At 72.0% G+C, this 22,821-nt stretch carries 20 protein-coding genes and 1 riboswitch; of the genes, 6 read left to right on the top strand and 14 right to left on the bottom strand.

Annotated elements, in window-relative coordinates:
* Position 1 precedes the first annotated feature (1 nt).
* The 3 genes from OHS82_RS12425 to OHS82_RS12435 form a co-directional block, all read right to left on the bottom strand.
* Entirely contained in the window at positions 2-298 is a 297-nt protein-coding gene (locus OHS82_RS12425) for a DUF4193 domain-containing protein (protein ID WP_003993510.1), read from the bottom strand.
* A 396-nt stretch (positions 299-694) separates the two neighbouring features.
* On the bottom strand, positions 695-1,939 hold the full coding sequence (locus tag OHS82_RS12430; RefSeq protein ID WP_057575471.1) for a sensor histidine kinase: 1,245 nt from the start codon (positions 1,937-1,939) through the stop codon (positions 695-697).
* A 5-nt stretch (positions 1,940-1,944) separates the two neighbouring features.
* Positions 1,945-2,598, bottom strand: a complete 654-nt coding sequence (locus OHS82_RS12435; protein ID WP_007387794.1) for a response regulator transcription factor — start codon at positions 2,596-2,598, stop codon at positions 1,945-1,947.
* A 413-nt stretch (positions 2,599-3,011) separates the two neighbouring features.
* Here OHS82_RS12435 and OHS82_RS12440 point away from each other — a divergent pair, with 413 nt between their 5' ends.
* Positions 3,012-3,185, top strand: a complete 174-nt coding sequence (locus OHS82_RS12440; RefSeq protein WP_173985551.1) for a hypothetical protein — start codon at positions 3,012-3,014, stop codon at positions 3,183-3,185.
* A 73-nt stretch (positions 3,186-3,258) separates the two neighbouring features.
* On the opposite strand, the gene OHS82_RS12445 is transcribed toward OHS82_RS12440, so the two are convergent.
* Both OHS82_RS12445 and OHS82_RS12450 read right to left on the bottom strand, forming a co-directional pair.
* The gene (locus OHS82_RS12445) at positions 3,259-4,074 is read right to left on the bottom strand and encodes an inositol monophosphatase family protein (RefSeq protein WP_328433871.1); all 816 of its coding nucleotides are present in this window, start codon (positions 4,072-4,074) and stop codon (positions 3,259-3,261) included.
* A gap of 8 nt (positions 4,075-4,082) precedes the next feature.
* Positions 4,083-5,210 (bottom strand): ferrochelatase, encoded by a 1,128-nt coding sequence (locus OHS82_RS12450; RefSeq protein ID WP_057575467.1) that lies wholly within the window; start codon positions 5,208-5,210, stop codon positions 4,083-4,085.
* Between the two features lie 232 nt (positions 5,211-5,442).
* Here OHS82_RS12450 and OHS82_RS12455 point away from each other — a divergent pair, with 232 nt between their 5' ends.
* The 3 genes from OHS82_RS12455 (at position 5,443) to sepH (ending at position 9,553) form a co-directional block, all read left to right on the top strand.
* The gene (locus OHS82_RS12455) at positions 5,443-6,684 is read left to right on the top strand and encodes an MFS transporter (protein ID WP_057575464.1); all 1,242 of its coding nucleotides are present in this window, start codon (positions 5,443-5,445) and stop codon (positions 6,682-6,684) included.
* Positions 6,644-7,963 (top strand): D-arabinono-1,4-lactone oxidase, encoded by a 1,320-nt coding sequence (locus tag OHS82_RS12460; RefSeq protein WP_057575462.1) that lies wholly within the window; start codon positions 6,644-6,646, stop codon positions 7,961-7,963. Before OHS82_RS12455 ends, OHS82_RS12460 begins: the two co-directional genes overlap by 41 nt.
* Positions 7,964-8,512: 549 nt before the next feature.
* A complete protein-coding gene (gene sepH, locus OHS82_RS12465) occupies positions 8,513-9,553 on the top strand; it encodes a septation protein SepH (protein ID WP_328433872.1) in 1,041 nt (346 codons plus the stop codon).
* A gap of 128 nt (positions 9,554-9,681) precedes the next feature.
* Here sepH and OHS82_RS12470 read toward each other — a convergent pair whose 3' ends face one another.
* Positions 9,682-10,533: a sulfurtransferase gene (locus tag OHS82_RS12470; protein ID WP_057575459.1), complete on the bottom strand. Its 852-nt coding sequence runs from the start codon at positions 10,531-10,533 to the stop codon at positions 9,682-9,684.
* A 218-nt stretch (positions 10,534-10,751) separates the two neighbouring features.
* Here OHS82_RS12470 and OHS82_RS12475 point away from each other — a divergent pair, with 218 nt between their 5' ends.
* On the top strand, positions 10,752-11,555 hold the full coding sequence (locus OHS82_RS12475; RefSeq protein WP_057575457.1) for a VOC family protein: 804 nt from the start codon (positions 10,752-10,754) through the stop codon (positions 11,553-11,555).
* Positions 11,556-11,591: 36 nt separating this feature from the next.
* On the opposite strand, the gene OHS82_RS12480 is transcribed toward OHS82_RS12475, so the two are convergent.
* The 4 genes from OHS82_RS12480 to OHS82_RS12495 form a co-directional block, all read right to left on the bottom strand.
* Positions 11,592-12,239: a thymidine kinase gene (locus tag OHS82_RS12480; RefSeq protein ID WP_057575455.1), complete on the bottom strand. Its 648-nt coding sequence runs from the start codon at positions 12,237-12,239 to the stop codon at positions 11,592-11,594.
* A gap of 55 nt (positions 12,240-12,294) precedes the next feature.
* Complete coding sequence (locus OHS82_RS12485) at positions 12,295-13,485, bottom strand: alkaline phosphatase family protein (protein ID WP_057575453.1); 1,191 nt, start codon at positions 13,483-13,485, stop codon at positions 12,295-12,297.
* Positions 13,485-14,081 carry a DUF5998 family protein gene (locus OHS82_RS12490; RefSeq protein ID WP_057575452.1) on the bottom strand — a complete coding sequence of 199 codons (597 nt, stop codon included), beginning with the start codon at positions 14,079-14,081 and terminating at the stop codon, positions 13,485-13,487. The genes OHS82_RS12485 and OHS82_RS12490 overlap by 1 nt, the downstream gene beginning before the upstream one ends.
* Positions 14,082-14,647: 566 nt before the next feature.
* Positions 14,648-17,461, bottom strand: coding sequence for a bifunctional acetate--CoA ligase family protein/GNAT family N-acetyltransferase (locus tag OHS82_RS12495; RefSeq protein WP_328433873.1), 2,814 nt, complete (start codon positions 17,459-17,461; stop codon positions 14,648-14,650).
* Positions 17,462-17,639: 178 nt separating this feature from the next.
* Between OHS82_RS12495 and OHS82_RS12500 the strand changes: the two genes are divergently transcribed.
* Entirely contained in the window at positions 17,640-17,921 is a 282-nt protein-coding gene (locus tag OHS82_RS12500; RefSeq protein ID WP_057575448.1) for an HPr family phosphocarrier protein, read from the top strand.
* A 125-nt stretch (positions 17,922-18,046) separates the two neighbouring features.
* Here the strand turns inward: OHS82_RS12500 and OHS82_RS12505 are convergent, their stop codons facing one another.
* From OHS82_RS12505 to OHS82_RS12520, 4 genes are all read right to left on the bottom strand, one after another.
* Positions 18,047-18,742, bottom strand: a complete 696-nt coding sequence (locus OHS82_RS12505; RefSeq protein ID WP_057575446.1) for a GntR family transcriptional regulator — start codon at positions 18,740-18,742, stop codon at positions 18,047-18,049.
* A gap of 186 nt (positions 18,743-18,928) precedes the next feature.
* Positions 18,929-19,684 (bottom strand): M23 family metallopeptidase, encoded by a 756-nt coding sequence (locus OHS82_RS12510; protein ID WP_057575444.1) that lies wholly within the window; start codon positions 19,682-19,684, stop codon positions 18,929-18,931.
* A gap of 14 nt (positions 19,685-19,698) precedes the next feature.
* Positions 19,699-19,866, bottom strand: a riboswitch (cyclic di-AMP (ydaO/yuaA leader).
* A gap of 209 nt (positions 19,867-20,075) precedes the next feature.
* Positions 20,076-21,464: a M16 family metallopeptidase gene (locus OHS82_RS12515; RefSeq protein WP_328433874.1), complete on the bottom strand. Its 1,389-nt coding sequence runs from the start codon at positions 21,462-21,464 to the stop codon at positions 20,076-20,078.
* Positions 21,461-22,810, bottom strand: coding sequence for a M16 family metallopeptidase (locus tag OHS82_RS12520; RefSeq protein ID WP_057575440.1), 1,350 nt, complete (start codon positions 22,808-22,810; stop codon positions 21,461-21,463). The genes OHS82_RS12515 and OHS82_RS12520 overlap by 4 nt, the downstream gene beginning before the upstream one ends.
* Between the last annotated feature and the right edge of the window lie 11 nt (positions 22,811-22,821).

The raw sequence follows: 22,821 nt of genomic DNA on the forward strand, positions 1-22,821 counted from the left end.
CTCAGTCGCAGTCGCGACAGATCGGCTGGCCGTTCTTCTCGCGGGCCAGCTGGCTGCGGTGGTGCACCAGGAAGCAGCTCATGCAGGTGAACTCGTCCTGCTGCTTCGGCAGCACCCGGACGGCCAACTCCTCGTTCGAGAGGTCCGCGCCGGGCAGCTCGAGGCCTTCCGCCGCCTCGAACTCGTCGACGTCGACCGCCGAGGCGGACTTGTCGTTCCGCCGTGCCTTCAGCTCTTCAAGGCTGTCTGAATCGACGTCGTCATCTGTCTTGCGTGGGGTGTCGTAATCGGTGGCCATGTCGCCTCTCCCCCTCTGGGTGTCTTGCGGTGTCTCCAGCGCACGTAACGCGTGAGAGGCCGGACTTGTGCCCGCCTCGAGGCGGAGATTTTGCCTCACATCAAGGTCTGTTACTCAATCGACACCCAACCGAACTCCTCACGAGTGATCGGCTGGGGTGGCGATCGGGACCGTACACGGTCCGAATGCCGCACTTCAAAGGCGTCTCACCGTGTACTTCCCGTGATCAGTACCCCCGAAAACCCGGCTTTTCCGGGCGTTATGACAGCATTCATGATCACGGAGAGTAGATGGCCGGAAATTCGCCCTTGTGATCGATCACACACGGGTAAGCCCGACAGGGCCCCGGAAAATTCCGCGCAAAGCGAACAAGCCCGCGTGTGTCGCGACATGATCTCAGACAGGAAAGGTGACCCGCATCACAAGCCCTCCCCCCTCGCGAGGCCGAGCCGCGATGTGGCCGCCGTGCGCCCGGGCCACGGACCGCACGATGGACAGACCGAGCCCGACCCCCTTGTCGCTACCCGTCCGTTCCGTACGCAACCGGCGAAACGGCTCGAACAGATTGTCGATCTCGTACGCCGGCACGACCGGCCCGGTGTTCGACACGACGAGCACCGCCTGCCCGTGCTGCATCTCGGTGGTCACCTCGACCCAGCCGTCCTCGGGAACGTTGTACCGCACCGCGTTCTGGACGAGGTTCAGGGCGATCCGCTCCAGCAGCACGCCGTTGCCCTGGACGACCGCGGGCTTCTGCTCCCCGCGGATCAGCACGCCCTTGGCCGCCGCCTCCCCGTGCACCTGGTCCACGGCCTGCTCGGCCACCTCGGCCAGGTCGACCGGCTTGCGCTCGACGATCTGGTTGTCGCTGCGGGCGAGCAGCAGCAGCCCCTCGACCAGTTGTTCGCTGCGTTCGTTGGTGGCCAGCAGCGTCTTGCCCAGCTGCTGCAGCTCCACCGGCGCTCCCGGGTCGGAGAGGTGCACCTCCAACAGGGTGCGGTTGATCGCCAGCGGTGTTCTCAGCTCGTGCGAGGCGTTGCCCACGAAGCGCTGCTGGGCGGTGAACGCCCGCTGCAGGCGCTCCAGCATGTCGTCGAAGGTGTCGGCCAGCTCCTTGAGCTCGTCGTCCGGACCGTCCAGCTCGATACGGCGGGACAGGTCCGAGCCCGCCACCGCGCGTGCGGTGCGGGTGATCCGGCCGAGCGGGGACAGCACCCGGCCCGCCATGGCGTAGCCGAAGGCGAAGGCGATCACCGCGAGACCCAGGAGGGCCAGCAGGGAGCGGCTGAGGAGGTTGTCCAGAGCCGCCTGGCGCTGGTGGTTCATGCACTGGCTGATCGCGTCGTTGAACTCGCCCAGTGTCTGGCCGCTCGCGAGCCCGGGACAGTCGGTGCTGGAGACCTTCAGGTCCCCGACGTCGATGATCTTGAACAACGGCTGGTTGCCGGTGTGCAGGGCCTGCGCCGCCAGCAGGTAGATGATCGACAGCAGCATGATGCCGGCGATCAGGAACATGCCGCCGTACAGCAGGGTCAGCCGTATGCGGATGGTCGGGCGGAGCCAGGGGAAGGGCAGCTGCGGGCTGCGGGGGTCCCAGGTGGGCTTGGGGGGCGCCTGCGGAGGCGTGGGTGTCGATGCCACGGCGGTCAGATCCGGTAACCCGAACCGGGGACCGTGACGATCACCGGAGGTTCGCCCAGCTTGCGGCGCAGTGTCATGACGGTCACCCGTACGACGTTGGTGAACGGGTCGGTGTTCTCGTCCCAGGCCTTCTCGAGGAGCTGCTCGGCGGACACCACGGCCCCCTCGCTGCGCATCAGCACCTCGAGGACGGCGAACTCCTTGGGGGCGAGCTGGACCTCCTTCCCGTCGCGGAAGACCTCGCGGCGGTTGGGGTCGAGCTTGATGCCGGCCCGCTCCAGGACGGGCGGCAGGGGCACGCTGGTGCGCCGGCCGAGGGCGCGCACGCGCGCGATCAGCTCACTGAAGGCGAAGGGCTTGGGAAGGTAGTCGTCGGCGCCGATCTCCAGTCCCTCGACGCGGTCGCTGACGTCACCGGAGGCCGTGAGCATGAGCACGCGCGTGGGCATGCCGAGTTCGACGATCCGGCGGCAGACGTCGTCGCCGTGCACGAGGGGGAGGTCCCGGTCGAGGACGACCACGTCGTAGTCGTTGACGCCGATGCGCTCCAGGGCGGCCGCGCCGTCGTACACGACGTCGACGGCCATGGCCTCCCGGCGCAGTCCGGTGGCCACCGCATCGGCGAGCAGCTGCTCGTCCTCGACGACGAGTACGCGCACGTCGCTTGTCCTTCCTCTGTCCACCCGCGTAGCGCCACTCGAGCGCACGCGGGCGGGGGTTTCCGGTGAGTGAGGCTTCCATCCTGCCCTTTTCGGCCATAAGTCGGCGGTAAGGCGGTGAGCGCCAGATGAAGAGCGGGTGTGAGGCCCGGGAATGCGAGATTTTCTCGTCGGGTTGAGGTTTCCGTGGAAGAGCGCGGGGGGAGGACGGCTTTACACCCCGCGATCACGCTCTGCATGTGCCGCAGCACCATGCGGCACTCCGCGCTCCGCTTCCGCAGAGTGGACGCGGGTGTCCGGCACCGTCGCCGCCCGGCGGGACTGCGCTGGGCACCTGTGAGACGTGATCGCCCCTTCCCAACCCGGCACACCCCCGTGCCAACGACCCACGACCCAGGACGAGGGGGCGCAGCATGGACGCATTCACCGCAGGACTTCTGCAGCGCATAAGGGCGACCGAGTCCGACCTGACGCGGGCTCGCGACGAGGGCGACGAGTTCCTCGCCGAGGTGGAGCAGGGCGAGCTCGACGACCTGCGCCGCCTCGCCGCCGACCACGGTGTGGAGGTCGGCGCGACGAGCGTCTGAGCAGTTCGCAGCACGACGGAGGGGCCCCGGCGAATCCAGCGCCGGGGCCCCTTCCGCCTGCTCGCGCGACGGCTCAGTCGTGCCAGGCGCCGAAGTCCTCCAGCAGGCGCTGCAGGGGCTCGAAGACGCCGGGGGTGGCCGCGATCGCCAGATCACGTCCGGGGCGCTCTCCGGGCCGTCCGCCGGTCAGCGCACCCGCCTCCCGGGCGATCAGGTCGCCCGCCGCCAGGTCCCAGGGGTGCAGGCCGCGTTCGTAGTAGCCGTCGAGGCGGCCGGCGGCCACGTCGCACAGGTCCACGGCCGCCGATCCCCCGCGGCGGATGTCCCGCAGCAGGGGGATCAGCCGTTGCGCGACGTCGGCCTGGTGGGTGCGGACCTCGGTGACGTAGTTGAAGCCGGTGGAGATCAGCGCCTGGTCCAGGGGGGGCGTCGGCCGGCAGGTCAGGGTCCGCTCGTCGTCCCGGGCGTCGGTGACCCGGGCCCCGCCTCCGCGCACCGCGCGGTACGTCTCGCCGCGCATGGGGATCGCGACGACCCCGACGACGGTCTCGCCGTCCTGTTCGGCGGCGATGGAGACGGCCCAGGTGGGGAGGCCGTACAGGTAGTTCACCGTGCCGTCGAGGGGGTCGATCACCCAGCGGACGCCGCTGGTGCCCGCGCTGGCGGCGCCCTCCTCGCCGAGGAGGCCGTCGTGGGGGCGGTGTTCGGCGATCAGGGAGGTGATCAGTTTCTCGGCCGCGATGTCCATCTCGGTGACGACGTCGATCGGGCTCGACTTGGTGGCGGCGACCTCGAGGTCGGCCGGACGTCCGTCGCGCAGCAGCTCACCGGCGCGGCGGGCGGCCTCCTCGGCGAGTCGGAGCAGTTCCGTGTGCAGGGGGTCGGTCACGCCGTTCCTCACGCGTAGGGGCTGTCGGCGCCCGCGGCGGCGGGCTTGGGGGCACGGGCGGGGCAGCAGCCGACCGGGCACAGGTCGTGGCTCGCCCCCAGGGCGCCCAGCGCGCAGGGGGTGACGTCCAGGCCGCTCTCCGCCGCGGCGCGTTCCAGGACCAGCTCGCGGATCGCGGCGGCGAAGCGCGGGTCGGCGCCCACGGTGGCCGAGCGGCGCACCGGCAGGCCGAGCTCCCGCGCCTTGGCCGTGGCCTCCGTGTCGAGGTCGTAGAGGACCTCCATGTGGTCGGAGACGAAGCCGATGGGGGCCATCACGACCGCCGGGGCGCCGGCCGCGTGCCGTTCCTCGAGGTGGTCGCAGATGTCCGGCTCCAGCCAGGGGATGTGCGGGGCGCCGGAGCGGGACTGGTAGACGAGCTGCCAGGGGTGGTCCACGCCGGTCCGCTCGCGGACGGCGTCGGCGACGAGCCGAGCGGTGTCCAGGTGCTGCTTCACGTACGCGCCGCCGTCGCCGTGCTCCTCGACGGGGCCTGAGGCGTCGGCGGCGGCGATCGGGATCGAGTGGGTCGAGAAGGCGAGGTGCGCGCCGTCGCGGACGTCCCCCGGGAGGTCGGCCAGCGACCGCAGCACGCCCTCGATCACGGGCTCCACGAAACCGGGGTGGTTGAAGTAGTGCCGCAGCTTGTCGACCCGGGGCGGCTCCAGGCCCTCGGCCTCCAGCGTTGCCAGCGCGTCGGCGAGGTTCTCACGGTACTGGCGGCAGCCCGAGTACGAGGCGTAGGCGCTGGTGGTGAGCACGAGGACGCGCCGGCGGCCGTCGGCGACCATCTCGCGCAGGGTGTCCGTGAGGTACGGGGCCCAGTTGCGGTTGCCCCAGTAGACCGGCAGGTCCAGGCCGTGGCCGGCGAAGTCCTTGCGCAGGGCGTCCAGGAGGGCGCGGTTCTGGTCGTTGATGGGGCTGACCCCGCCGAACAGGAAGTAGTGCTGCCCGACTTCCTTGAGGCGTTCCTTGGGGATGCCGCGCCCGCGCGTCACGTTCTCCAGGAACGGAACCACGTCGTCCGGCCCTTCCGGGCCGCCGAAGGAGAGCAGGAGCAGGGCGTCGTAAGGGGTGGCATCGAGCGCGTCTCGCATGGGTCGATCCTGCCACCCGCCTCCGGCGGTCGCGGCAGGGCGGGGCGCCGGACGGGAGCGCGGCCGCCCGCCCGTATGCGTTAGGGTTGCCTAAGTTCGACAGCTGTATGAGCTGCTTCACGCCTTACCGGTTCCGCCGGGATCCGGATGCCTGCCGAGTCCCTGCCGAACCGCCTCCCTCACGCCGCGCCGGCCTCGCACACGCGCGTGACCGGACCCCCGGAGACCCTTCGTGCCCAGCCCGTACCGCGCCCTGTTCACCGCTCCCGGCTCCAAGAGCTTCTCCGCCGCGGGGTTCGTCGGCAGGATGCCGCTGTCGATGATGGGCATCGGCGTGGTCACGATGGTCTCGCAGCTCACGGGGCGCTACGGGCTCGCGGGCGCGCTGTCGGCGACCATCGCACTGGCGGCCGCGGTCTTCGGGCCGCAGATCTCGCGCCTGGTGGACCGCCACGGTCAGCGCAGGGTGCTGCGCCCCGCGACGCTGGTCGCCCTCGGCGCCGCGGCCGGGCTGCTGCTGGCCGCGCACTTCGAGTGGCCCGACTGGGTGCTGTTCGCGTGCGCCGCCGGCGTCGGCACGGTGCCCAGTCTCGGCGCGATGATCCGGGCCCGCTGGGCCTCCCTGTACCGGGGCACCCCCCGACTGCACACCGCGTACTCCTTCGAGTCCGTGGTCGACGAGGTGTGCTTCATCTTCGGGCCGATCATCTCCATCGGTCTGTCCACGGCCTGGTTCCCGGAGGCCGGACCGCTGCTCGCAGCCTGCTTCCTGGCCGTCGGAGTCTTCTGGCTGACCGCCCAGCGGGCCACCGAGCCCGCGCCGCACCCGCGCGACGAACAGCACGACACGGGTTCGGCGCTGCGTTCGCCGGGACTGCAGGTTCTGGTGGCCACCTTCGTGGCGACCGGCGCGATCTTCGGTGCGGTCGACGTGGTCACCGTCGCGTTCGCCGACGAGCAGGGCCACCAGGCGGCCGCCAGCGTCGTCCTGGCGCTCTACGCGGCCGGCTCCTGCCTAGCGGGGCTCGTGTTCGGACTGCTGCGCCCGAAGGGCCCGGCGGAACGACGTTGGCTGCTGGGCGTGTTCATGATGGCCGTGAGTATGATCCCCCTCCTACTGGTCGGAAACTTGCCGTTTCTGGCCGTGGCGCTGTTCGTAGCGGGCCTGGCCATCGCTCCCACGATGATCACCACCATGTCCCTCATCGAAGAGCACGTACCACGCGCGCGATTGACCGAGGGCATGACCTGGATCAGCACCGGGCTCGCGGTCGGCGTCGCGCTCGGCTCCTCCATCGCCGGCTGGGTCATCGACGCGGCCGGGGCGCGGGCCGGGTACGGGGTTCCGGCGGTGTCCGGAGCCGTCGCGGTCGCGGTCGGTTTCCTGGGGTACCGCCGGCTGAGAAGGCCGGCGCCGGGTCGTGGAGGCACCGTTGAGCAGCACAGCGAGCGGGAAGAACGCCGTCTGGCGTAACTGGGGCGGCAACGTCGTCGCACGTCCCGCGCGGGAGGTCACGCCCGCCTCCGTCGACGAACTGGCCGCCGCGGTGCGCCGGGCCGCCGAGGACGGGCTGAAGGTGAAGGCGGTCGGCTCCGGCCACTCCTTCACGTCGATCGCCGCGACCGACGGCGTGTTGATCCGCCCTCAACTGTTGACCGGCATCCGCGACGTCGACCGGGAGAACATGACCGTCACGGTCGAGGCCGGCACGCCGCTCAAGAGACTCAACCTGGCTCTCGCACGCGAGGGCCTGTCGCTCACCAACATGGGCGACATCATGGAGCAGACGGTGTCGGGCGCCACCAGCACCGGCACCCACGGCACGGGCCGCGAGTCGGCCTCCATCGCCGCCCAGATCAAGGGCCTCGAGCTGGTGACGGCCGACGGCTCGGTGCTCACCTGCTCCGAGAAGGAGAACCCGGACGTCTTCGCGGCGGCGCGGATCGGCCTGGGCGCCCTCGGCATCGTCACCGCGATCACCTTCGCCGTGGAGCCGATCTTCCTGCTCACCGCGCGCGAGGAGCCGATGCCCTTCGACAGGGTCCTGGCCGACTTCGACGCGCTGTGGGCGGAGAACGAGCACTTCGAGTTCTACTGGTTCCCCCACACGGGCAGCACCAACACCAAGCGCAACAACCGCAGCGCCGGGCCCCGCAAGCCGGTGAGCCAGGTCGCCGGCTTCGTCGAGGACGAACTCCTCTCCAACGGCGTCTTCCAGGTCGCCCAGTGGGTCGGCCGCGCGGCCCCCGCCACGATCCCGGCCATCGCCAGGATCTCCAGCAAGGCCCTGTCCGCGCGCACCTACACCGACATCCCCTACAAGGTCTACACGTCCCCGCGCCGGGTGCGGTTCCTCGAGATGGAGTACGCGCTTCCCCGGGAGGCCGTGACCGAGGCACTGCGCGAACTGAAGGCGATGGTCGACCGCTCCGGTCTGCGCGTCAGCTTCCCCGTGGAGGTGCGCACCGCGCCGGCGGACGACATCACCCTGTCCACCGCCTCGGGACGCGACAGCGCGTACATCGCGGTGCACATGGTCAAGGGCGCGTCGTACTCGCAGTACTTCACCGCCGCCGAGCACATCTTCACCGCGTACGAGGGCCGACCGCACTGGGGCAAGATCCACACGCGGGACGCCGAGTACTTCGCCTCCGTCTACCCGCGCTTCGGCGAGTTCACGGCACTGCGGGACCGGCTCGACCCCGACCGTCGTTTCCAGAACGACTACGTGCGCCGGGTCCTGGGGACGTGACGGGCGTCGCCGACGGGCCCGGCCTCGTTCCACGTCCTCCCGTCCGGGCTCCTCGATGCTTTCCGGCCTTTGGCGCATACCGGGGACTAGCCCGACTTTTCCGCACCGGGTAGGCCAACCGCTCCACAAAGGGGCGTACGGGTGAAACCGGGAGTTCCGATTCGGGCGATTGCGTGAGGTACGCCACTTTCAAGATCGTCAAATGCGCGCCACGAAGGGCCAATTCCCACCTCGCGCCAGAAGTTGGGTGGCGCGCCAATCCACGCACGTGGCCCAAATGGAGTACTGTTGCGAGCCCTGGACCCGGTCTCCCGCCAGGATGTCCGGGGCCTCGCCGGACCACCTGAAGGGGACCGGTCGCACAGGGTGACGGCTTCGGTGACTCAGCGTGGAGAATAGGTAACCGTGCCATAACGGCGGCGCGGGATCCGTGCCCGACACGCCGGGCAACTCGGCAAGGTTGTGGCAGGCTGCACCCGGGCAGGCCACACTCGACTAGCGGAAGCAGCGACGCACGTGACGTCGGCAGGCACCACCCGGGAGGTCCCCATGCCCGAACTGCGTGTCGTGGCCGTCTCGAATGACGGCACACGGCTGGTGCTGAAGGCTGCGGACAGCACGGAGTACACGCTTCCGATCGACGAGCGTCTGCGCGCCGCCGTACGCGGCGACCGTCCCCGCCTCGGCCAGATCGAGATCGAGGTGGAGAGCCATCTCCGCCCCCGCGACATCCAGGCGCGTATACGTGCCGGTGCCACCGCGGAAGAAGTCGCCCAGATGGCCGGCATCCCCGTCGACCGTGTGCGCCGCTTCGAGGGCCCCGTGCTGGCCGAGCGCGCCTTCATGGCCGAACGGGCCCGGAAGACTCCGGTCCGTCGGCCCGGCGAGAACGCCGGACCCCAACTCGGCGAGGCCGTCCAGGAACGGCTGCTGCTGCGCGGCGCCGACAAGGACACCGTCCAGTGGGACTCGTGGCGTCGCGACGACGGCACCTGGGAGGTCCTGCTCGTCTATCTGGTCGCAGGCGAACCGCATTCGGCGAGCTGGACGTACGACCCGCCCCGGCGGCTCGTCCAGGCGGTCGACGACGAGGCGCGTTCGCTGATCGGCGAGTCCGACGACCTGGCCGCGCCGGAGCCCAGCTTTCCGTTCGTCCCGCGCATCGCACGGCTGCCGCGCGACCGGCCGCTGGACCGCGCCCTCGACCGGGAGCGGCCCAGCCTGCCGGCCCCGCCGTCCGAGTCGGCCGAGGAGAGCGCCGAGCGCGAACGCGACTCGCTGACCAGCCTGTTGGAGGCGGTGCCGAGCTTCCGCGGCGACATGGTCGTCCCGGAGCGCCCGGCGGACGCCGTCACAGAGGAGCCGGACGAACAGGAGCCCGAGGTCGAGGAGCCGCCGGCGCCCGCCGCTTCGGCCGGTTCCGCCTACGCGGACGTCCTCATGCCGCGGTCCGTCGGCAGCCACCGCGAGCGTCTCGTCGGCGCCACCGACCGCCAGGCCGAGGCGGACGGCGTCCGTCCGGGCCGCCGGGCCGCGGTGCCGAGCTGGGACGAGATCGTGTTCGGCACCCGGCGCAAGAAGCAGGAGTGACCGGGGCCTCGGACCAGCCCCGCGGGGCGTCCGCCGGTTCGCCGACCCCGGCGCGCACGGCGCTTTCTACGCAGCAGGAGGGCCGCACCCGTTCGGTGCGGCCCTCCTGTGCTGCCCACCCGGTGGGATCACTGCGGGTCCGGGCCCACGGCGACCGGCCGGGACGGGTCCGAGGACCACTGCGACCAGGACCCGACGTACAGGGCGGCGGGGATGCCGGCGACGGCCAGGGCGAGCACCTCGTGCGCGCCGGAGACGCCCGAGCCGCAGTAGACGCCGACCTCGGCCCCGTCGGACGCCCCCAGGGCCTTGAAACGGTCCCTCAGGTCCTCCGGGGCCAGGAACCGTCCGTCCCGGCCCACGTTGTCGTTCGTCGGCGCGGAGACGGCGCCCGGGATGTGCCCGCCGACGCGGTCGATCGGCTCGACCTCGCCCCGGTACCGCTCCCCCGCGCGGGCGTCGAACAGCACTCCGGAGCGGGCGAGGGCCGCGGCCTCGTCGGCGTCGAGCAGGCCCGTGGCGCCCGGGACCGGCGCGAAGTCGCCCTCCACGCGCGCGGGGACGTCCACCGAGAGGTCCCCCTGCCACGACGGCAACCCGCCGTCCAGGACCCGCACGTCCGGGTGACCCGTCCAGCGCAGCAGCCACCACGCGCGTGCCGCCGCCCAGCCCTGCCCGCCGTCGTAGACCACGACCGGCCGGCCGGCGAAGACGCCCGCCCGGCGCATCGCCGCGCCGAACTCCCCGAGGTCGGGCAGCGGATGACGGCCGGCCGCCCCCGCGGAGCCCGCGAGATCGCGGTCCAGGTCGACGTAGACCGCGCCCGGCACATGCCCGGACTCATAGGCGGCGCGGCCGTCGAAGGGCGGCTCACCGGCCGCCTTCGCCGTACTGAGCTGCCAGCGGACGTCGAGGACGACGGGCGGGTTCTCCCCCGCCAGGTCGCCGGCCAGTTCCGATGCGGTGATGATGGCGTTCATGGTCACCATCCTCGCGTACGGGGTGGCCCCGTCGCCCGTGTCCGGCTACTCTGCTCGGCCGGACAGCCTCGATCACGAGGCGTGCGGGATCGAGCACGTGCCGTACAGGCGATCGACATGCGGCGACACCCGCGCGTGAACCCCGGGGAAACCCCCCACCAGGGAGCCTCCGAGGCGGCAGCGACACGACACCCCGAGTGGCCGAGGAAAGGGAGACGATGACCGAGGCAGGCGGGCCGGCCGGCACGATCGGCGCGACACACGCGCGGTATGCACCCGGGACACCCTGCTGGGTGAGTCTGATGGCGCACGGGTTGACGGCGACGCAGGAGTTCTACGGGCAGCTCTTCGGCTGGGACTTCCGGCCCGGCCCGGAGCAGCTCGGACCCTACGTGCGCGCGCTGCTCGACGGCCAGGAGGTCGCCGGCATCGGCCAACTCCCCCCGGACCGCCACCTGCCCGTCGCCTGGACGCCCTACTTCGCCTCCGACGACGTGGACAGCACAGCGGAAACGGTGAGGCTGTGCGGCGGCACGATCGGGGTGGGCCCCCTGGACGCCTCCGACGCCGGACGGCTGGCGATCGGCTCCGACCCCTCCGGCGCGGTGTTCGGCGTCTGGCAGGCAGCGGGCCACGTGGGCGCCACCGTCTCCGGCGTGCCGGGAACCCCCGTCTGGAACGATCTGACGACCTATGAGACGGCGGGCGTCCGCAAGTTCTACGAGACGGTCTTCGGCTACGCCGAGGAAGCCGTGGAGTCCCCCGACCACGACTACGTGACCCTGCATGTCGGCGGTCACCCGGTCGCCGGTCTGCACGGCGTGGGCGCCGCACTGCCCCGGGACCTGGGGCCGCACTGGACGACGTACTTCGAGGTGGCCGACACGGACGCGGCGATGGTCCGGGTGACCGAGCTCGGCGGCCGGGTGCTCACACCGGCCCAGGACAGCACGCACGGGCGCGTGGCGGTGGTGGCCGACCCGGAGGGCGCCCGCTTCGCCCTGATCCAGGAACCGCGGTAGGCAGCGGCGGCACGCCTTCCCGCACGCGCGCGTCGCTCAGATCTGCTGTACCGGCAGCACGTCCGGGGACAGGGCGGCCGCGCGTGCGGACGCCGCGGTCATCCGGCGTCGGTGGTGGCGCCTGCACAGGACCTCGTAGCCGACCGTGTCCGCCTGGTTCACGTCGCCGACGACGACCTGCGCGCCCTCGACGACCATGAAGCCGCCCACCGTGCGGGCGTTGTGCGTGGCCCGGGCGCCGCACCAGCACAGGGCCTCGACCTGCAGCACCTCCACGCGGTCGGCGAGTTCGACGAGCCGCTGGGAGCCGGGGAACAGCTTGGAGCGGAAGTCGGTGGTGATACCGAAGGCGTAGACGTCGACGTCCAGGTCGTCGACGACGCGCGCGAGCTGGTCGATCTGCTCCTCGGCGAGGAACTGCGCCTCGTCCGCGATCACATAGTCCGCACGGCCGCCCTGCGAGAGGTGGTCGACGAGATAGGCGTACAGGTCCTGGCCGTCCTCGACCTCGACCGCGTCGGTGACCAGGCCGAGACGGGAGGACAGCTTGCCCTCGCCCGCACGGTCGTCGCGGGTGAAGATGATGCCCTGCAGGCCGCGCGCGGATCGGTTGTGCTCTATCTGGAGAGCCAGCGTCGACTTCCCGCAGTCCATGGTTCCGGAGAAGAACACCAGCTCGGGCATGGGAAGTTGAACGCCTTTCGGTGAGGTGAGCGAGAGCAGGGACGGTTCCGGGGCTTCAGGAGCGTACTTCGAGCAGGGGGACCAGCTGCTCGGCAGGGGTCATGGAACCGTGGTTGCCGACCATCGAGGACTCCTTGGGCTCCCGCTCGGAGGCGATGAGCAGGACGTCGTCCCGGGCGGCCGCGATCACGTCGCCGAGACGGGCGTGCACCCGCTCGTCGATGCGCGGACCGAACCAGCCCGCGTCGATCGCCTCCTCCCGGGAGGCCACCCAGAACTGCTCGCCGAGCACCTCGCGCCAGCAGGTCAGGACGTCGTCCGCGGCGCCCGGCACGGCGTAGACATGGCGGGCTCGGCCCTCGCCGCCGAGCAGGGCGACACCGGCGCTCAGCTCCCAGTCCGCGTCGAAGTCGATCCGGTGCTCCTCGTCGAAGGGCACGTCGATCATGCCGTGGTCGGCGGTGACGTAGAGCGCGCTGCGCGGCGGGAGCTGCTCGGCCAGACGCTGGACCAGCCGGTCGACGTACATGAGCTGACCGCGCCAGGTGTCGGAGGCGACGCCGTAGCGGTGCCCGGCGCCGTCCAGTTCGGCGTAGTAGGTGTAGACGAGGGAGCGGTCGCCGGCGGCCAGCTGCTCGGCGGCGCAGTCCATGCGCTCCTCGCCGGTGAGCCGCCCGTGAAACGTTCCGCCGCTGAGCGCGACCTTGGTCAGCGGGGTGTTCTGGAACGCGGGGGACGACACCTGGGCGGCGTGCACGCCCGCCTTGTGGGCGAGCTGGAAGACCGTGGGATAGGGCTGCCAGACGCCCGGCGTGCTCCACGGCTGCCAGCGCAGCTGGTTCATCAGCTCGCCGGTGGCGGGGTTGCGCACGGTGTAGCCGGGCAGGCCGTGGGCGCCCGGCGGGAGGCCGGTGCCGACGGAGGCGAGGGAGGTCGCGGTGGTCGCCGGGTAGCCGGCGGTGAGCGGGCGTCCGGTGCCGCCGCGCGAGCTGCCGAGGAGCGCGTGCAGGTAGGGCGCCTCGTCGGGGTGGGCCTTGATCTGCTCCCAGCCGAGGCCGTCGATCAGGAAGACGCAGTTGCGGTCGGCCGCGGTCAGCTCGGGGATCGCCGCGGTCATGCCGGGCACGCCCAGGCCCGCCGCCAGCGTGGGCAGCAGGTCGGCGAGGGAGCCGGAGCCGTATGCGGGGACGGGCGCGGAGGCGACGGCGAGCGGTTCGGGGAAGTCCCAGGAGGCCTGCTGCGTCATCAGCGGGTGACGTCCGCTGTCGCCTCGGAGAGCGCCTGCGCGAAGGCGAGCGCCTGGCGCACCGTCTCCGGGCCGTCCCCGGCCTCGCTGACGCGCAGACTGAGGTCGTCCGCCGTCGAGTTGCCGGTGTAGCCGTGGTCGGCGTCGCAGTTGGGGTCGCCGCAGGCGGCCGGCTCCAGGTCGATGCGGGAGACGGCGCCCCAGCCGATGGTCAGCACCACCTCGCGCGGCAGGGTGCCCGGCGTGTACGACTCCGGGTTGGCGACCACGCGGCTGAGGACGACCGACGAGATGCGGCCGAGCTTCACGGACTCCGTGGACGTCGTGGCGTACGGCGTCGGGGAGGTGGTGTCGGCGGCCTGCTCGTCGGTGTGGCTGACGATGAAGCGGTTGCCGGTGAGCACCAGCACCGTCACATGCCGGCGCACCTCGTTCTGGTCGAACGTGGTCTCCTGGTGAACCAGGTACGACCGGATCGGATCGCCGCCGACGGCGGCCTCCACCGCCTCGGCCACGAGGGCCGGGTAGTAGCCGCTGCGCTCGATCGCCGCGCGCAGCCCCTGGGTCGTCGTACTGGTCTTGGCCATGGGGTCCATCCTACGGGGACCCGCTGACTGCGAGGTGCCTCTCGCGATCGCTTCCGGGGGCCGGGAGCAGGGGCGGGGCGCGTCTCCTCAGCGGTGGGGCCGGCGCACCCACGGGGCGAACCGCTGCCCGGGGGCGCGTCCTCGCGCGCGTGCCTGAGCACGTGCTCCCGGACGATCTCGAGCCGTTCCGCGGCCACGAGACAGGGGGTGGGACCGGGGCCGCCCGCGTCGGCGTCGAACGCGGCCACGACCCAGGGGCGTTCGCCGAGGCGGCGGTCCAGGCTCGCGAGTTCGCGGGGCGTCGGCTCCCGGAACACGGGGTCGTGGAAGGCCGCCGGGCAGGCCACGTGGGCGGCGGGATCGGCGAAGACGAGTTCCAGGCAGTGGTGGCACGCGAGGTCCGCGCCGGCCGCCGACCGGAACTCGCCGGGGGCCAGGCCCTGGCGTCCCGGTCCCAACCAGGACCCGTCGGGCAGACCGACCGCGGGGGGCCGCACGACCGCGGGGCCCCGGCCTCCGGCGTCCGGGCCGGCTCTCCCCCGTCCTTCGGCGCCCGGGTCTGCCGTGCGTCCGCCTCAGTACACCGGCAGGGTCCGGGGGCCGAGGTCGTCGCGCGCGGGCGGGGGTGCGAGGCGGACGGAGGCGCCGAGGACGCTCAGGCCGTGCGGGGCGACGACCACCGGCTCCAGGGTGACGGCGACGACTTCGGGGTGGTCGTCCACGAGTCGCGAGACGCGCAGCAGCAGCTCTTCCAGGGCGCGGGTGTCGACGGGCGTCGAGCCCCGCCAGCCGAAGAGGAGCGGGGCGGTCCGGATCGAGCGGATCAACGACGTCGCGTCGCGGTCGGTGACGGGAACCAGTCGGTGGGCCATGTCCCCGAGGAGCTGCGAGGCGGCTCCGGCGAGCCCGAAGGACAGCACGGCCCCCGCCGCCGGGTCGATGACCGCCCGTACGACGGTGTCGACCCCCCGCGGCGCCATCGCCTGGACGACCGGCCGGAGCTCCTGCGCCTTTCCGAAGAGCTCGGTCAACTCGACGTATGCCCTGCGCAGTTGCTCTTCGTCGGCCAGGTCGAGACGGACGCCGCCCAGGTCGGCCCGGTGCCGCAGGTGCGGGGCGGTGGCCTTGAGGGCGACGGGGTAGCCGAGGTCGGCGGCGGCCCGCGCGGCCTCGTCGGGGGAGAGCGCGGGAATCGCCCGGCGGATGCGGACGCCGTAACGGCCGAGCAGCTCGACGGTCTCCTCGGCGCCCAGGGTGAGTCCCTGCCCGCGCGTGAGGAGCCCGTCGATCAGTGCGGCGGCGCCCCGCTCGTCGATGTCCTCGTACTCGGGCACCCGGCCCGGGTCCGCCGCCTCGCGCCGCCACTGGGCGTACTTCACGGCCTCGGCGAGGGCGCGGACGGCGCGTTCGGCGGCCGGGTAGGCGGGGATGAGGTGTGCGCCCTCGGGCGCCTCGACGACGGGGGGCTGCAGCGGTCCGGCGTCCTGTGCCGCGGCACGCGCGCGTGAGGTCGCCTCGGCGCGCGGTGCGGTGCTCGCCGCGGCGGACAGCGCCGCCGCGAGGCCGCCGAGCTCCACGTGCACCACGAGCACCGGTTTGGCCGGAGCCGCGGCCGCCGCCGAGCGCAGGGCGTCCGCGAGTTCCGCGTCGCCGGGCGAGGTCTCCCCGATCGCCGGGATGGCCGTCACGACGACGGCGTCGCACGTCTCGTCGGCCAGGGCGCGCGCCAGTGCGGCGTGGAAGTCCTCCGCCGCGGCCTCGGTGGTCAGGTCCAGCGGGGGCAGGGGCCGCAGCCCCTCGGAGAGGCAGGCGTCGTACGTGAGCAGTCCGAGGGACTCGGAGTTGCCGAGGATCGCGACGCGCGGCCCCGTCGGCAGCGGCTGACGGGCGAGGAGCAGGCCCGCGTCGACCAGCTCGGTGATGGTGTCCACGCGGATCACGCCGGCCTGCCGCAGCAGCGCCGACACCGTCGCGTGCGGCAGCCGTGTGGCCCGGACGGCGTGCCCCTGCGGCGCGGAACCGGCGCCCTGGACGACGACCAGGGGCTTGGCGGCCGCGGTGCGCCGGGCGAGGCGGGTGAACTTGCGCGGGTTCCCGATGGACTCGAGGTACATGAGGGCGACGTCGGTGTCGGGGTCGTCGTACCAGTACTGGAGGACGTCGTTGCCCGAGACGTCCGCACGGTTGCCGGAGGAGACGAAGGTCGACACGCCGGTGACGCCGGTGACGCCGCCGCCGCGCCGGTGCAGCCGGGACAGCAGGGCGATGCCGATGGCGCCGGACTGGGCGAACAGGCCGATCCGGCCCGGCCTCGGCATCTCGGGGGCGAGGGAGGCGTTGAGCCGCACCTGGGGCGAGGTGTTGATGACCCCGAAGGCGTTGGGGCCGATGATCCGCATGCCGTACGCGCGCGCGTGGCGTACGAGTTCACGCTGCCGCTCGCGCCCGTCGGGACCGCTCTCGGCATAGCCGGCGGAGAGGACGACGAGTCCCTGCACACCGTGTTCGCCGCACTCGGCGACTGCCGTGGGCACCTGCTCGGCCCGGACGGCGACGACCGCGAGGTCCACGGGCTCCGCGATGTCCCGGATCGAACGGTGGGCGGGCACCCCGTCCAGTTCCTTCAGATCCTCGGGAAAGGCCTGGTTCACGGCGTACAGGCGGCCGGTGAACCCGGCCTCCCGGAGATTGCCGAGGACGCTCCGGCCGACCCCGCCCGGGGTGCGGCCGACGCCGATGACGGCGACCGAGCCGGGTGTCAGGAGCCGTCGTACGGAGTGCGCCTCGGCACGCTGCTCCCGCGCGCGCTGCACGGCGAGGGAGCGCTCGGTGGGCTCGAGGTCGAACTCCAGGCGGACGACGCCGTCCTCGAAGCTGCGCTTCTGGGTGTAGCCGGCGTCCGTGAAGACCTTGATCATCTTGTTGTTGGCGGGGAGCACCTCGGCGGCGAAGCGGCGGATGCCGCGCTCGCGTGCGACGGCCGCGATGTGTTCGAGGAGGGCGGAGGCGACGCCGCGCCCCTGGTGGGCGTCCTGCACGAGGAAGGCCACCTCGGCCTCGTCGGCCGGCGCGGAGGCAGCCATGCCGTCGGCGCCGATGCGGTCGTACCGCACGGTGGCGATGAACTCGCCGCCGACCGTGGCCGCGAGGCCCACCCGGTCCACGAAGTCGTGGTGCGTGAAGCGGCGGACGTCCTTCGCGGACAGGCGTGGGTAGGGCGCGAAGAAGCGGTAGTACTTCGACTCGTCCGAGACCTGCTCGTAGAAGCTGACCAGGCGCTCGGCGTCGTCGACGGTGATGGGGCGGACGCGCGCGGTGCCGCCGTCGCGCAGCACCACGTCGGCCTCCCAGTGGGCGGGGTACTCGTGCCGGTCCGACGCGCTCTGCATGGGGCCCACACTACGGCTCGCTTCCGGCGACAGCGCGAGGCAGTCTGGAGGACGCACGTCGGGTCGAGGCCGCGATCCGACGGCCGCATGGTGACGGGACACCCAGGGACCGTCCCTCACACGCTTCACGTGTGGAACACTGGTCTAGACAACCTGAGACACCGAAGGGCAGCATCACATGGCTGAGCGCCGCGTCAACGTCGGCTGGGCCGAGGGCCTCCACGCCCGCCCCGCTTCCATCTTCGTCCGGGCCGCCACGGCCGCAGGCATCCCCGTGACGATCGCCAAGGCCGACGGCAACCCCGTCAACGCGGCCTCCATGCTGGCCGTTCTCGGCCTGGGCGCCCAGGGTGGCGAGGAGATCGTCCTCGCCTCCGACGCCGAGGGCGCGGACGCCTCGCTCGACCGGCTGGCGAAGCTGGTCGCGGAGGGCCTCGAGGAACTCCCCGAGACCGTCTGAGCACCGCCGCATTACACGGCGAAGGGCTCGTCCGAATTATCCGGGCGAGCCCTTCGCATTTCCCGTTCACGGGCAGCAGAAGTAATCCCCCGCGAATTACTCCTTCTTTGTATACGGCTCCCGTGTTAATGCCGCAGACCGCTCATGTTTACGGGAGGTTGCGAAGTCCTCACACGCTCGGCGCGCTCCGGTCCTCCGGAAAAGCGCAGCCGGTGCGCGAGCGTCGCGCGCTCGGTGTGGAGCGCCGTGACCGCCCGCGCGCGCTCCCCGTCGCCGCGCGTCACCGCGTCGACGATGGCGCCGTGCTCCGCCCAGGACTCCACCGGGTCGGCGGGCGCCTCCACCGCGTACATCCAGGCGATCTTGTGCCGGAGCTGGGTGAGCATCGACGTGAGGGCGGGGCTCCCGGCGGCCTGGGCGAGCGTCTCGTGGAACCAGCTCCCCAGGGAGCGCAGATCCTCGCTGTTGCCCCTCCTGGCCCGCTCCTGACCCAGCCGGACGAGCCCGCGCAGCACCTTCAGATGGGCCTCCGTGCGCCGCTGGGCGGCCCGGGAGGCGCCGAGCGGCTCCAGCAGCAGCCGCATCTCCAGCAGGTCCGCGGCCTCCTGCTCGGTGGGCTCCGCCACGCACGCGCCCGCGTGCCGCCGGGTGACGACGAAGCCCTCGGCCTCCAGTGTGCGCAGCGCCTCTCGGACGGGGACACGCGAGACGCCGTAGCGGCGGGCGAGGAGTTCCTCGGTGAGGCGGCTGCCGCGTTCGTAGACACCCGCGACGATGTCGTCCCGGATGGCCGTGCACACCGAGTGCGCCGGAATTCGCATGACGGACCTCCGCCTAATCCCCGTGAAACGTCGACGGTTGACGTGTGTTCCGTGACTCTATTGCAATGAGCGGGAATTTCCGACGGGGAGCCGGAATCCAGGGATATTTTTTGGACAGCGGGGCCCCGGAAACGGCGAAAGCCCCGGCCGAGAGGCCGGGGCCGAACGATCCGTCGCCGTCGGTCGTCAGACGTTGACGCCGTGATTGCGAAGGTAGGCGACCGGGTCGATGTCCGAGCCGTACTCGGGGCCCGTGCGGGCTTCGAAGTGCAGATGCGCACCGGTGACGTTGCCGGTCGCGCCGGACAGCGCGATGCGCTGGCCCGGGGTGACCGTCTGGCCCACCGAGACCTCGATGGACGACAGGTGGCCGTACTGCGTGTAGGTCCCGTCGTGCATCTTGACGACGATCTGGTTGCCGTAGGCGCCGCCCCAGCCGGCCTCGACCACGGTGCCGGAGCCGACCGCGTGCACGGTGGTGCCGCTGGCCGCGTGGAAGTCGATGCCGGTGTGGCTGCCGGAGGACCACAGCGAGCTGCTGGCCTGGTAGCCGGTGGAGACGTAGGAGCCGGTGATCGGCGACACGAAGGTGTTGAGGCGCTTGCGCTCGGCCTCACGGGCGGCACGCACGCGTGCCTCGCGCTCCTCCACGGCCTTCTTCGCGGCGGCCTGGCGGGCGGCCTCCTCGAAGGCGGCCTGCTTCTGCGCGGCGACCTGCTCGTCGACCTGGTCGGCGACCGACTCGGCGACGGACTCGCCGACCGTGACGACGGGGATCAGACCGGTCTGCTCGGGGGTGGGCTCGGCCGCGAAGGCCGGGGTGGAGGCGACGGTGGCCATCACACCGGTGGTGGTGAGCGCCGCCACGCCGACCGCGCGAGCGGTGGAACGCTGCATCCGGCTGGGCCGGCGGTGCTTCCCGGTGGCGCAGGTGAACGCCATGAAGTCAGGGGTGTCCTTTCCTTCCCTCTCGCCTACCGGGTTAGCTGACGGGTTCGGAGCAGGAAGGTCTCCTACGGACCCCCTCGCGTACACGCGGGCGTCCGATTCACCCCAGGGACTGCACAAAGTGGGTCCCCGGCTCCCCTGGCTCGCGCCGTACGGGGACTCGGCGATGACTGTCCGGTGCCGCGGCTGCGGCGCAGTGCCTGACGGACAGCCCGGATGAAGCTAAGCGGCGGGGGGTTCAATCCTCAAACGGATCACGGTTTTTGTAGCGCATCCCACAGGGCAGACAGGCAACGTCCGCCCCAATTCGGACATACAGAAGCCCTGGTGACACGCGGTCGACCAGGGCCCCTGCGCGTGCGTGCCGTTGCCTCGGCGCCGACGGCTACTCGGCGGGCACGACCTTCACCTCGCCGATGCCGAGGGCCTCGACCGGCGCCTTGATCTGGGCGGCGTCGCCCACGAGGACCGTCACGAGACGGTCCACCGGGAAGGCGTTCACGGCCGCCGCGGTGGCCTCCACCGTGCCGGTCGCGGCGAGCCTGCGGTACAGCGTCGCCTGGTAGTCGTCGGGCAGGTGCTGCTCGACCTGGTCGGCCAGCGTGCCCGCGACGGCCGCCGCTGTCTCGTACTTCAGCGGTGCCACCCCGACCAGGTTCTGCACGGCGACGTCGCGCTCGGCGTCGGTCAGCCCCTCGGCGGCGAGGGTGCGCAGCACCTGCCACAGATCGTCCAGGGCGGAACCGGTGTTGGGGGTGTCGATGGAACCGCTGATGGCGAGCATCGCGGCGCCCGAGCCGTCCGGCGCGGACCGGAGGACCTGCCCGAAGGCGCGAACGCCGTAGGTGTAGCCCTTCTCCTCACGCAGGACGCGGTCCAGGCGGGAGGTGAGGGTGCCGCCGAGGCAGTAGGTGCCGAGCACCTGGGCGGCCCACACGCGGTCGTGCCGGTCGGCGCCGATCCGGCCGATCAGCAGCTGCGTCTGGACGGCCCCCGGGCGGTCCACGATGACGACGCGGCCCGTGTCGTCGGCGATCACCGGCGGCACGGGGCGGGGCTCGGCGGCGGAGCCCGTCCAGGCGCCCAGGGTGTCGCCCAGCAGGGCGTCCAGGTCGACGCCGGTGAGGTCGCCGACGACCACGGCGGTGGCCGTCGCCGGGCGGACGTGCTTCTCGTAGAAGGCGCGGACGGCCGCGGAGTCGATCTTCTCGACCGTCTCGGCGGTGCCCTGCCGCGGACGCGACATACGGGCGGTGGCCGGGAACAGCTCCTTGGAGAGCTCCTTGGCGGCGCGCCGCGAGGGGTTGGCCAGCTCGTGCGGGATCTCGTCGAGACGGTTGCGCACGAGGCGCTCGATCTCGCTGTCGGCGAACGCGGGCGCCCTGAGGGCGTCGGCGAGCAGACCGAGGCCTTTGCTCAGGCGCGAGGCCGGGACCTCGAGGCTGATGCGGAGGCCGGGGTGGTCGGCGTGCGCGTCCAGCGTGGCGCCGCAGCGCTCCAGTTCGGCGGCGAACTCCTCGGCGGAGTGCTTGTCGGTGCCCTCGGTGAAGGCGCGCGCCATGATCGTGGCGAGGCCGTCGAGACCGGCCGGTTCGGCGTCCAGCGGGGCGTCGAGCAGGATCTCGACGGCGACGACCTGCTGGCCGGGGCGGTGACAGTGCAGCACCGTCAGCCCGTTGGCCAGGGCGGTGCGCTCGGGCGCCGGGAACGCCCACGGCTTGGCCTCGCCCGCCAGGGGCTGGGGGTGGAAGTCCATCGTGGCGAGCTCGGTCACCGGGCCGCCTCCTCGTTCTCGTCCTGGTCGGCGGGGGCTTCGGGGGCGGTGGGCTCGTAGACGAGCACCGCGCGGTTGTCGGGACGCAGACGGGCCTGGGCGATCTCCCGCACCTCCTCGGCCGTCACGTCCAGCACACGCTGGACCGCGGTCAGGGCGAGCTGCGGGTCGCCGAACAGGACGGCGAACCGGCACAGTTCGTCGGCGCGGCCGGCGACGGTGCCGAGGCGGTCGAGCCATTCGCGCTCCAACTGGGCCTGGGCGCGCTCCATTTCCTCGGCCGTGGGGCCCTCCTCGGCGAACCGGGCGAGCTCCTCGTCGATGGCCTCCTCGATGACGGGCACCTCGACGTCGCCGGACGTCTTCACGTCCAGCCAGCCCAGTGAGGGCGCCCCGGCGAGCCGCAGCAGGCCGAAGCCGGCCGCCACCGCCGTGCGGTCACGGCGCACGAGCCGGTTGTAGAGGCGGGAGGACTCGCCGCCGCCGAGGACGGTGAGCGCCAGATCGACGGCGTCGCACGCGCGCGTGCCGTCCTCGGGCAGACGGTAGGCGGCCATCAGGGCGCGGGCCGGCACCTCCTCCTCGACGACCTCCCGCAGCTGCTCGCCGATCACGTCGGGCAGGGAGCCGTCGCGTGGCGCGGGCTTGCCGTCGTGCCCGGCGATGGAGCCGAAGTACTTCTCGATCCAGGCGAGCGTCTGCTCCGGGTCGATGTCGCCGACCACGGACAGGACGGCGTTGTTGGGCGCGTAGTACGTGCGGAAGAACGCACGCGCGTCCTCCAGCGTCGCCGCGTCCAGGTCGGCCATCGAGCCGATCGGCGTGTGGTGGTAGGGGTGGCCGTCGGGGTAGGCGAGAGCGGTGAGCTTCTCGAAGGCGGTGCCGTAGGGGACGTTGTCGTAGCGCTGGCGGCGCTCGTTCTTGACGACGTCGCGCTGGTTCTCCATCGACTCGTCGTCGAGTGCGGTGAGCAGGGATCCCATGCGGTCGGCCTCCAGCCAGAGGGCGAGCTCCAGCTGGTGGGCGGGCATGGTCTCGAAGTAGTTGGTGCGCTCGAAACTGGTGGTGCCGTTCAGCGAACCGCCCGCACCCTGGACGAGCTCGAAGTGACCGTTGCCCTTGACCTGGCCGGACCCCTGGAACATCAGGTGCTCGAAAAGGTGAGCAAGGCCGGTACGGCCCTTGACTTCATGGCGTGAGCCGACGTCGTACCAGAGGCACACCGCCGCCACGGGGGTCAGGTGGTCCTCCGAGAGCACCACGCGCAGGCCGTTGGCCAGACGGTGCTCGGTCGCTGTCAGGCCCCCGGAGCCTGCCTGGGCTGTGGCCGTGTGACCCATGGGCATGTACGTCCCTT

It is taken from the genome of Streptomyces sp. NBC_00425, from assembly GCF_036030735.1.
Taxonomy (GTDB): Bacteria; Actinomycetota; Actinomycetes; order Streptomycetales; family Streptomycetaceae; genus Streptomyces.

Bases quoted from the DNA above. Each gene is read 5' to 3' on its own strand.
- OHS82_RS12450 (WP_057575467.1), bottom strand. From the start codon at position 5,210: ATGCGAGACGCGCTCGATGCCACCCCTTACGACGCCCTGCTCCTGCTC.
- OHS82_RS12510 (WP_057575444.1), bottom strand. From the start codon at position 19,684: ATGGCGTTCACCTGCGCCACCGGGAAGCACCGCCGGCCCAGCCGGATG.
- OHS82_RS12505 (WP_057575446.1), bottom strand. From the start codon at position 18,742: ATGCGAATTCCGGCGCACTCGGTGTGCACGGCCATCCGGGACGACATC.
- OHS82_RS12500 (WP_057575448.1), top strand. From the start codon at position 17,640: ATGGCTGAGCGCCGCGTCAACGTCGGCTGGGCCGAGGGCCTCCACGCC.
- OHS82_RS12490 (WP_057575452.1), bottom strand. From the start codon at position 14,081: ATGGACCCCATGGCCAAGACCAGTACGACGACCCAGGGGCTGCGCGCG.
- OHS82_RS12480 (WP_057575455.1), bottom strand. From the start codon at position 12,239: ATGCCCGAGCTGGTGTTCTTCTCCGGAACCATGGACTGCGGGAAGTCG.
- OHS82_RS12425 (WP_003993510.1), bottom strand. From the start codon at position 298: ATGGCCACCGATTACGACACCCCACGCAAGACAGATGACGACGTCGAT.
- OHS82_RS12475 (WP_057575457.1), top strand. From the start codon at position 10,752: ATGACCGAGGCAGGCGGGCCGGCCGGCACGATCGGCGCGACACACGCG.
- OHS82_RS12485 (WP_057575453.1), bottom strand. From the start codon at position 13,485: ATGACGCAGCAGGCCTCCTGGGACTTCCCCGAACCGCTCGCCGTCGCC.
- OHS82_RS12470 (WP_057575459.1), bottom strand. From the start codon at position 10,533: ATGAACGCCATCATCACCGCATCGGAACTGGCCGGCGACCTGGCGGGG.
- OHS82_RS12520 (WP_057575440.1), bottom strand. From the start codon at position 22,810: ATGCCCATGGGTCACACGGCCACAGCCCAGGCAGGCTCCGGGGGCCTG.
- OHS82_RS12495 (WP_328433873.1), bottom strand. From the start codon at position 17,461: ATGCAGAGCGCGTCGGACCGGCACGAGTACCCCGCCCACTGGGAGGCC.
- sepH (WP_328433872.1), top strand. From the start codon at position 8,513: ATGCCCGAACTGCGTGTCGTGGCCGTCTCGAATGACGGCACACGGCTG.
- OHS82_RS12440 (WP_173985551.1), top strand. From the start codon at position 3,012: ATGGACGCATTCACCGCAGGACTTCTGCAGCGCATAAGGGCGACCGAG.